This is a genomic window from Halomonas hibernica, from assembly GCF_013183775.1.
Taxonomy (GTDB): Bacteria; Pseudomonadota; Gammaproteobacteria; order Pseudomonadales; family Halomonadaceae; genus Vreelandella; species Vreelandella citrativorans.
This window is the reverse complement of record NZ_VIFN01000018.1, coordinates 22,172-28,752: the sequence shown is the minus strand read 5'-3', so window position 1 is coordinate 28,752 and position 6,581 is coordinate 22,172. Positions and strand designations below refer to the sequence as shown.

Sequence of the window (6,581 nt, the reverse complement as noted above, 5' to 3'; positions counted from 1 at the left end):
TAACGAAGAACCCAGCCAATCGGCTGGGTTTTTTGTATGTGTGGAAAATGAGATCTCATCTTAAAAGTGATATAGAAAGCGCTTAATTAGTTACCTGACTCCTCACAATTTACCCTTCACTATTCATAGCCTCACGTTAATCACCCAATCTGTGTCAAAATGCTCGCCTCAAGGAGGATTGCCATGACACAAATGCGCTGGGACCAGTTACTTTCCCCACGACGTCTGCACGATCAACGCCCGGATAACACGCGCGAAATTGGCCGTAGCCCCTTTCATAAAGACCATGACCGAATTGTTTTTTCAGGTTCCTTTCGCCGCTTGGGGCGTAAAACCCAGGTACATCCGTTAACTGAAAATGATCATATCCACACACGTTTGACTCACTCGCTGGAAGTGGGCTGTGTGGGCCGCTCTTTAGGCATGATTGTCGGTGAGCTGTTACATGATCGCCTGCCAGAATGGATTACGCCTGCTGATATGGGCGTTATCGTACAAACCGCTTGTTTGGGCCATGATATTGGTAATCCGCCTTTTGGTCATGCCGGAGAGTACGCGATCCGCGACTGGTTTCGCCGCGCACAAGGTAGCGGCTTGCTGGATGGCTTGTCAGAAGCCGAGCGGGAAGACCTGCTCACGTATGAAGGCAATGCGCAGGGCTTTCGTGTTATTACCCAGATCGAATATAACCAGTTTAACGGCGGTATGCGTTTATCGGCCGCAACACTTGGGACCTTGCTGAAATACCCTTGGACCGTGCGCTATAGCGGGCGAGCGGGTAAGTTTGGCTGTTATCAGTCTGAACAGGCGCTCTTAAAAGAGGTCGCCGACGCAGTGGGCCTGCTGCCTCAGGGGGAGCAGCGCTGGTGTCGCCATCCGTTGGCCTGGCTAGTCGAAGCGGCCGATGATATCTGCTATGCCCTGCTGGACCTGGAAGATGGCCTGGAAATGGGCATTCTGCGTTATGAAGAAGTCGTGGAAATCCTTCGTCAAGTGGCTGGGGAGTTTCCGCTTGAGTATGCGGATATGGAGGAGCGTCAGGTATCGCAGCGCCGACGTATTGCCCTATTACGCGGTGCTGCCATGGAGCGTGCGGTTAACGATGTCGGTGCGGTTTTTGTGCAGCATGAACAGGCGCTGTTAAACGGCACGCTAAAAGAGGATCTGCTTGAGCTGTGCCACCCGGATTTAGGCTGGGGCGTACAGGCAGCGAAGCAGCTGGCCCGCGAGCGTATTTTCCAAAATGAGCGTAAGGCTAAACTAGAGATTGGCGCCTACACCACTCTAGGCATTCTACTGGAGGCTTTTATTGGCGCCGCTCATGAGTTGCACCATACCGGACAGTCATCCTTCAAGCATCAGCGTGTACTGGCGCTAATAGGAGAGAATACGCCGCTGCCCTCCTGGCCGCTTTACGATAGCTATCGACGCATGCTGGACTTTATCGGCGGGATGACCGACCACTATGCAGTTGATCTTGCTCAGGAGATGGGGGGGCGTTTACGCGGCGATTAAGCAATAACGCATCAGACCGATGGCTGGCGGAGATGACGTAACTCTACCAGCCTCGCCCTTTCCATTAGCAAATAAATGATCTTGTCATGGATCGGATCGCTTAGCGTGCCAGGTTTGAGGTCAGTGAGCTGCTTGGCAAGCTGCTCTCCACTGACCACCAGTACATCGCCTGTTGCCTCGGTAGTGTCAATTTCCCAGCCGGGCAATACGAGCACGCCCCGTACGGGGACCGGCACACCGCAGCGCCGTTCAAGCCACTGCGTGAGCCAGCTAACGGCTTGACGTGTCTTATGAAGTGGGCGGCGCTCATGCCAATGAGGAAAGCGTAAACGCTCGCGTTCAACCGCCACGGTATTAAGCTCTCGGCCGTCTGAGCCAATGGCTAATGCACGTGCCCGCGTTTCCAGCACGAACACACCATACGGCGTAACCACCACGTGATCGATAGTGAAACTGTCGGTTGGTACATCATGGAATACGTAGTAAGGATGTGCCTCAGGACGAATAAGCCGCTCAAGCTCCTGGCCAACCGCCAGTTCGCAAGCAAGACCAAGTTTTAGCCGTCGGATGCACTGGTAGTCACGTACCAATAACAAGGAAAACGTTAACACAAGCAGGGTGCTTAACAGGCCATAGAGTGCCCACTCCACCCAATCTTGTTGACTGACAAACAACATTCTTCCCATGCCGTATACCAACGGGGCCAGGCTAATAATCGGACCTAAAGCACCATTTAAGAAAAGACTTGAGAAGGCCTGGTCAAGGCGATGGCGCAATGCTTGCCCTGGTTCACGCAGTGGCGCATCAAAAGGCGACTCAACGCGCGCATCATGCAGGCTGCGCAGGGCTAATACGATGCCGCCCATCGCAGCCATGGGAAATAAGAAGATGAGCGGTAGCAGGTATTCCAGCCAAACCATTGCAGTGCCTTGCTTTTTAACGGCCTGCCTTATAGCAGGCCTGATGAGAGAAACGGATTAACCGCCAGCTAGCTTAACTTGATAACCTTGCGCGGTTAGTGCTTCTCGTAACGTATCTCGATGGTCGCCTTGAATCTCAATGATGCCGTCTTTGACGGCTCCTCCCGTGCCGCAGCGCTTTTTAAGCGTTTTCGTCAGCGCTTTTAGTTCCGCGCTGGGCAGTGGGATACCACTAATGGTCGTAACACCTTTACCTTTACGACCACTGGTTTCACGGCGAATGCGTACGATACCATCCAGCGCAGCAAGGCGTGCTTGCTCACTGTTTTCCTCACAGCTACAGGCATCCAGTGCCTCACGGCACTCCGGGCACGTTTTACCATGCTCCGTTGAGTATACAAGTCCACCAAGCTGGTCGCGTAAAGAGGCCATTGTCACCCTCCTACTGAGCGTTGTGGCATGGGGAGGCTCCAGGCTTTTTGGTAAAGGCGCTCAATAACGGTGGGTAGCTGGTACATATTACTAATCATGATAGCGTTTTCTGGCGTCTCTTCGGCATCGGGAAAGCGATTTAAATGAATGACCGTCATCCCGGCCTCAAGTGCCGCACGAACACCCACCAAGGCGTCATCAATTGCAATACAGTCATGCGCACTATAGCCCATGATACTGGCTGCGTGCAGATGCAAACAGGGTTCCGGCTTCCAGCAGTTAGCGGTATAGCCGCTAAACAGACGATGACCAAAGTAATCGTTTAGGCCGGTGGCTTGAAGTGCCGTGCGAATTTTGGTTTCAGGACCGTTGGAAACAACGGCACTTGGATAGTCTGACAAGTTATCCAGCGCCTCTCTGGCGCCAGGTATTAGTGTCAGCTCTTCAGCAAGGCGGTTAGCCAGATTGGCCCGCATGGCGCCTTCCATGTGGGCGAGTTGGTCAGGGTCCACTTCGCCGTAGCGTTGTTGTAACTCGGTCACGATGCGTCGGAACCGGGCTCCCCGAAACTCACCAAGGTAGTCAGCTGGTACGAAGGGCAGTCCTATAGAGTTAAGCCCTATCGACATTTCTTCAGCTAAAAGAGGCTCGCTATCGACGAGGGTGCCATCACAGTCAAACAGCAAAAGTGGGAGCGGCATTGTGGTTCCTTGCAGCGACTTAAACGCTACCAGTGTTGGTTGAAGCCTACCAAATGCCTATTGAACGAGATTTTTAGGCTTTTGTGAACACTGTTTCGTAATTTTTTGTAGCGAGTGCCGCAATAAACCCGTTATGCACGATGCGTTAACGAAGAAATAGCGATAACCGGCGAGGCACCGTTATAGGCCAAGTGATAACGGGCCTGGGTCCGTTACGACTAGCGCGATAAACGGCGCGAATTGGCACTGCTACGCAGGTGATAAGGCTGCATAGCCTGACGGCTGGTGACCCACCAGGGCACATGTTGTCCGCTGAGCATATTCAGTAACGTTTTTTGCATGGCGAAACCCGCCTCCATACTGGCTTCAAGTTTCTCCGTCACCATACGCTGGTTCTCTTTCATCATGCTTGGGCTAAAAAACGGCTGCGTTTGCTATAGCTGATGACGTTGGTTGATCGTCGAAAGGGACGATGTCCAAAGCTCGAAGGCCATCAGGCCGACTTTCCAAGTAGCCATCATGGCGAAAGGAGGCATGGGAATTAAGGCAGTCGGTATCGCGTGCTTCATAAATTAGCTCCGAAGATAAACGTCTGCTCAGTGTTGGCTTCTTTATGCTGCGGCGCAATATTTGTGTGCATCGGCTGCGTGTTAACCACAAAAAAGACGACCAACTGGCCGTCTTTTAACCTACGTCATGCTTGAATTTATTTAACTTTCGGATCCAGCTCGCCACGCTCGTAGCGGTTGAACATCTCTTCAAGGTTGATCGGCTTGATCTTACTGGCGTTGCCCGCGGTACCAAAAGCTTCGTAGCGAGCGATACACAGATCGCGCATGGCGGTAACGGTTTCCTTGAGGAATTTGCGCGGATCAAACTCAGACGGATTTTGAGCCATAAAGCGACGTACGGCGCCGGTAGAGGCCAGGCGCAGGTCGGTATCGATGTTGACCTTACGTACGCCGTGCTTGATGCCTTCAACGATCTCGGAAACCGGCACGCCGTAGGTTTCCGGAATCTCGCCGCCGTACTGGTTGATCACCTCAAGCCACTCCTGGGGTACAGAAGAGGAGCCGTGCATGACCAGGTGAGTGTCTGGAATACGCGCGTGGATCTCTTTGATACGCTGAATAGATAGCGTATCGCCTGTCGGCGGCTTGGTGAATTTATACGCCCCATGGCTCGTGCCGATGGCGATGGCCAAGGCATCTACGTGGGTAGCTTTAACAAACTCGGCGGCTTCTTCCGGGTCGGTGAGAAGCTGTTCCATATCCAGCTTGCCTTCCGCACCAATGCCGTCTTCTTCACCGGCCATGCCGGTTTCGAGGCTACCCAGGCAGCCCAGCTCACCCTCAACGGAAACGCCACAAGCGTGGGCCATTTCAACGGTGCGACGTGTCACATCAACGTTGTAGGCGTAGTCGGTCGGTGTTTTGCCATCTTCACCCAGCGAGCCATCCATCATGACCGATGAGAAACCCAGCTGAATAGAGCGTTGGCACACGGCAGGGCTGGTGCCATGGTCCTGGTGCATAACGACTGGGATATGCGGGAACTCTTCAACGGCAGCCAGAATCAGGTGGCGCAGGAAAGGTGCGCCTGCGTATTTACGCGCGCCTGCAGAGGCTTGAACGATAACGGGCGAATCGGTCGCGTCAGCTGCTTCCATGATGGCGCGCATCTGCTCAAGGTTATTAACGTTGAACGCCGGAATACCGTAGCCATATTCGGCAGCGTGGTCGAGCATCTGACGCATGCTGATCAAAGCCATGGGGTCACCTTCTTTAGTTATCAGTGTGAACGAGTGCGAAAATATGCAGGTTCAATTCGTTTAATGTTAACCGCGTTTGGCGGCTGCTTCGAGCGCGGCAACGGCAGGCAGCTGCTTGCCCTCAACATATTCAAGGAAAGCACCGCCCCCGGTTGAGATATACGAGACGCGATCCGCAATCGCATATTTATCGATGGCGGCTAACGTATCACCCCCGCCCGCAATAGAAAATGCATTGCTATCGGCAATGGCCTGGGAGATAACTTCCGTGCCTTTACCAAACTGGTCAATCTCAAATACGCCCACTGGGCCATTCCATAAAATGGTGCCCGCGTCTTTGAGCATGCTGGCCAAATGAGCGGCGGTTTCAGGGCCAATATCCAGAATCATTTCATCGTCGTTAACCTGGTCGACTGGTTTAACCACCGCATCGGCTGATTCAGAAAATTCGGTCGCCACGACAACGTCGGTGGGTAATGGAATGGAGACTTTTTCCATCAGTGCCTTCGCTTGGGGAACCAGGTCGGCTTCATAGAGCGATTTGCCCACATTATAGCCTGCTGCGGCAATAAAGGTGTTGGCAATGCCGCCACCCACGATCAGTTGATCGCACTTGTCCGACAGCGAATTGAGCACATCAAGTTTGGTAGAGACTTTGGAGCCGCCCACAATCGCAGCCATGGGGCGCGCCGGATTAGCCAAGGCTTTTTCAAGCGCATCGAGCTCTTGCGCCAACAGCGGGCCCGCACATGCGCTGGGCGCAAAGCGAGCAACGCCGTGGGTAGAGGCCTGAGCGCGATGGGCGGTGCCAAAGGCATCCATTACAAATACATCACATAGCGCCGCGTACTGTTTGGCGAGCTGTTCTGCGTCTTTCTTTTCGCCCATGTTAAAGCGAACGTTTTCAAGCAACGCGACCTGACCATTTTCAAGTGTCGGCGGTGTCTCAAGATAGTCGCTGATCAGCTCGACCGGTTGGCCTAGCAGGTCGCTTAAATGTTTGGCTACCGGGGCGAGTGAGAACTCATCAGCGGGATCACCTTCGGTTGGGCGGCCAAGGTGACTCATCAGCATGACTTTAGCACCCGCTTTCATCGCCGCCTGAATGGTAGGCAGCGCCGCTTTCAGACGTGCATCGCTTGAGACATTGCCGTGCTTAATCGGCACGTTCAGGTCTTCGCGAATCAGTACGCGTTGCCCTTCCAAAGGCAGATCCATCATTTTTTGCACGTTCATGTGAGC

Annotated in this window: 7 protein-coding genes; 1 reads left to right on the top strand and 6 read right to left on the bottom strand. The window is 53.5% G+C overall.

All coding sequences use genetic code 11. The features are described from left to right. Nucleotides 1-183: 183 nt before the first annotated feature. Nucleotides 184-1,515: a deoxyguanosinetriphosphate triphosphohydrolase gene (locus tag FKN99_RS16630; RefSeq protein ID WP_172118910.1), complete on the top strand. Its 1,332-nt coding sequence runs from the start codon at nucleotides 184-186 to the stop codon at nucleotides 1,513-1,515. 11 nt (nucleotides 1,516-1,526) lie between these two features. On the opposite strand, the gene FKN99_RS16625 is transcribed toward FKN99_RS16630, so the two are convergent. The 6 genes from FKN99_RS16625 to FKN99_RS16600 all read right to left on the bottom strand — a co-directional run bounded on the left by FKN99_RS16625 (nucleotide 1,527) and on the right by FKN99_RS16600 (nucleotide 6,575). Beyond that, the gene (locus FKN99_RS16625; protein ID WP_172118909.1) at nucleotides 1,527-2,435 is read right to left on the bottom strand and encodes a nuclease-related domain-containing protein; all 909 of its coding nucleotides are present in this window, start codon (nucleotides 2,433-2,435) and stop codon (nucleotides 1,527-1,529) included. Nucleotides 2,436-2,492: 57 nt separating this feature from the next. Next, nucleotides 2,493-2,867, bottom strand: a complete 375-nt coding sequence (locus tag FKN99_RS16620; protein WP_172118908.1) for a translation initiation factor Sui1 — start codon at nucleotides 2,865-2,867, stop codon at nucleotides 2,493-2,495. A gap of 2 nt (nucleotides 2,868-2,869) precedes the next feature. Further along, on the bottom strand, nucleotides 2,870-3,568 hold the full coding sequence (locus tag FKN99_RS16615) for an HAD family hydrolase (RefSeq protein WP_172118907.1): 699 nt from the start codon (nucleotides 3,566-3,568) through the stop codon (nucleotides 2,870-2,872). A 218-nt stretch (nucleotides 3,569-3,786) separates the two neighbouring features. Further along, entirely contained in the window at nucleotides 3,787-3,954 is a 168-nt protein-coding gene (locus tag FKN99_RS18065; RefSeq protein ID WP_319941298.1) for a hypothetical protein, read from the bottom strand. Between the two features lie 320 nt (nucleotides 3,955-4,274). Next, a complete protein-coding gene (fba, locus tag FKN99_RS16605) occupies nucleotides 4,275-5,339 on the bottom strand; it encodes a class II fructose-bisphosphate aldolase (RefSeq protein WP_172118906.1) in 1,065 nt (354 codons plus the stop codon). Nucleotides 5,340-5,405: 66 nt separating this feature from the next. Then, nucleotides 5,406-6,575, bottom strand: coding sequence for a phosphoglycerate kinase (locus FKN99_RS16600; protein ID WP_172118905.1), 1,170 nt, complete (start codon nucleotides 6,573-6,575; stop codon nucleotides 5,406-5,408). Nucleotides 6,576-6,581: the final 6 nt, after the last annotated feature.

Coding starts and splice junctions, on each gene's coding strand:
- FKN99_RS16630 (WP_172118910.1), top strand. CDS start 184: ATGACACAAATGCGCTGGGACCAGTTACTTTCCCCACGACGTCTGCAC.
- FKN99_RS16625 (WP_172118909.1), bottom strand. CDS start 2,435: ATGGTTTGGCTGGAATACCTGCTACCGCTCATCTTCTTATTTCCCATG.
- FKN99_RS16620 (WP_172118908.1), bottom strand. CDS start 2,867: ATGGCCTCTTTACGCGACCAGCTTGGTGGACTTGTATACTCAACGGAG.
- FKN99_RS16615 (WP_172118907.1), bottom strand. CDS start 3,568: ATGCCGCTCCCACTTTTGCTGTTTGACTGTGATGGCACCCTCGTCGAT.
- FKN99_RS18065 (WP_319941298.1), bottom strand. CDS start 3,954: ATGGTGACGGAGAAACTTGAAGCCAGTATGGAGGCGGGTTTCGCCATG.
- fba (WP_172118906.1), bottom strand. CDS start 5,339: ATGGCTTTGATCAGCATGCGTCAGATGCTCGACCACGCTGCCGAATAT.
- FKN99_RS16600 (WP_172118905.1), bottom strand. CDS start 6,575: ATGAACGTGCAAAAAATGATGGATCTGCCTTTGGAAGGGCAACGCGTA.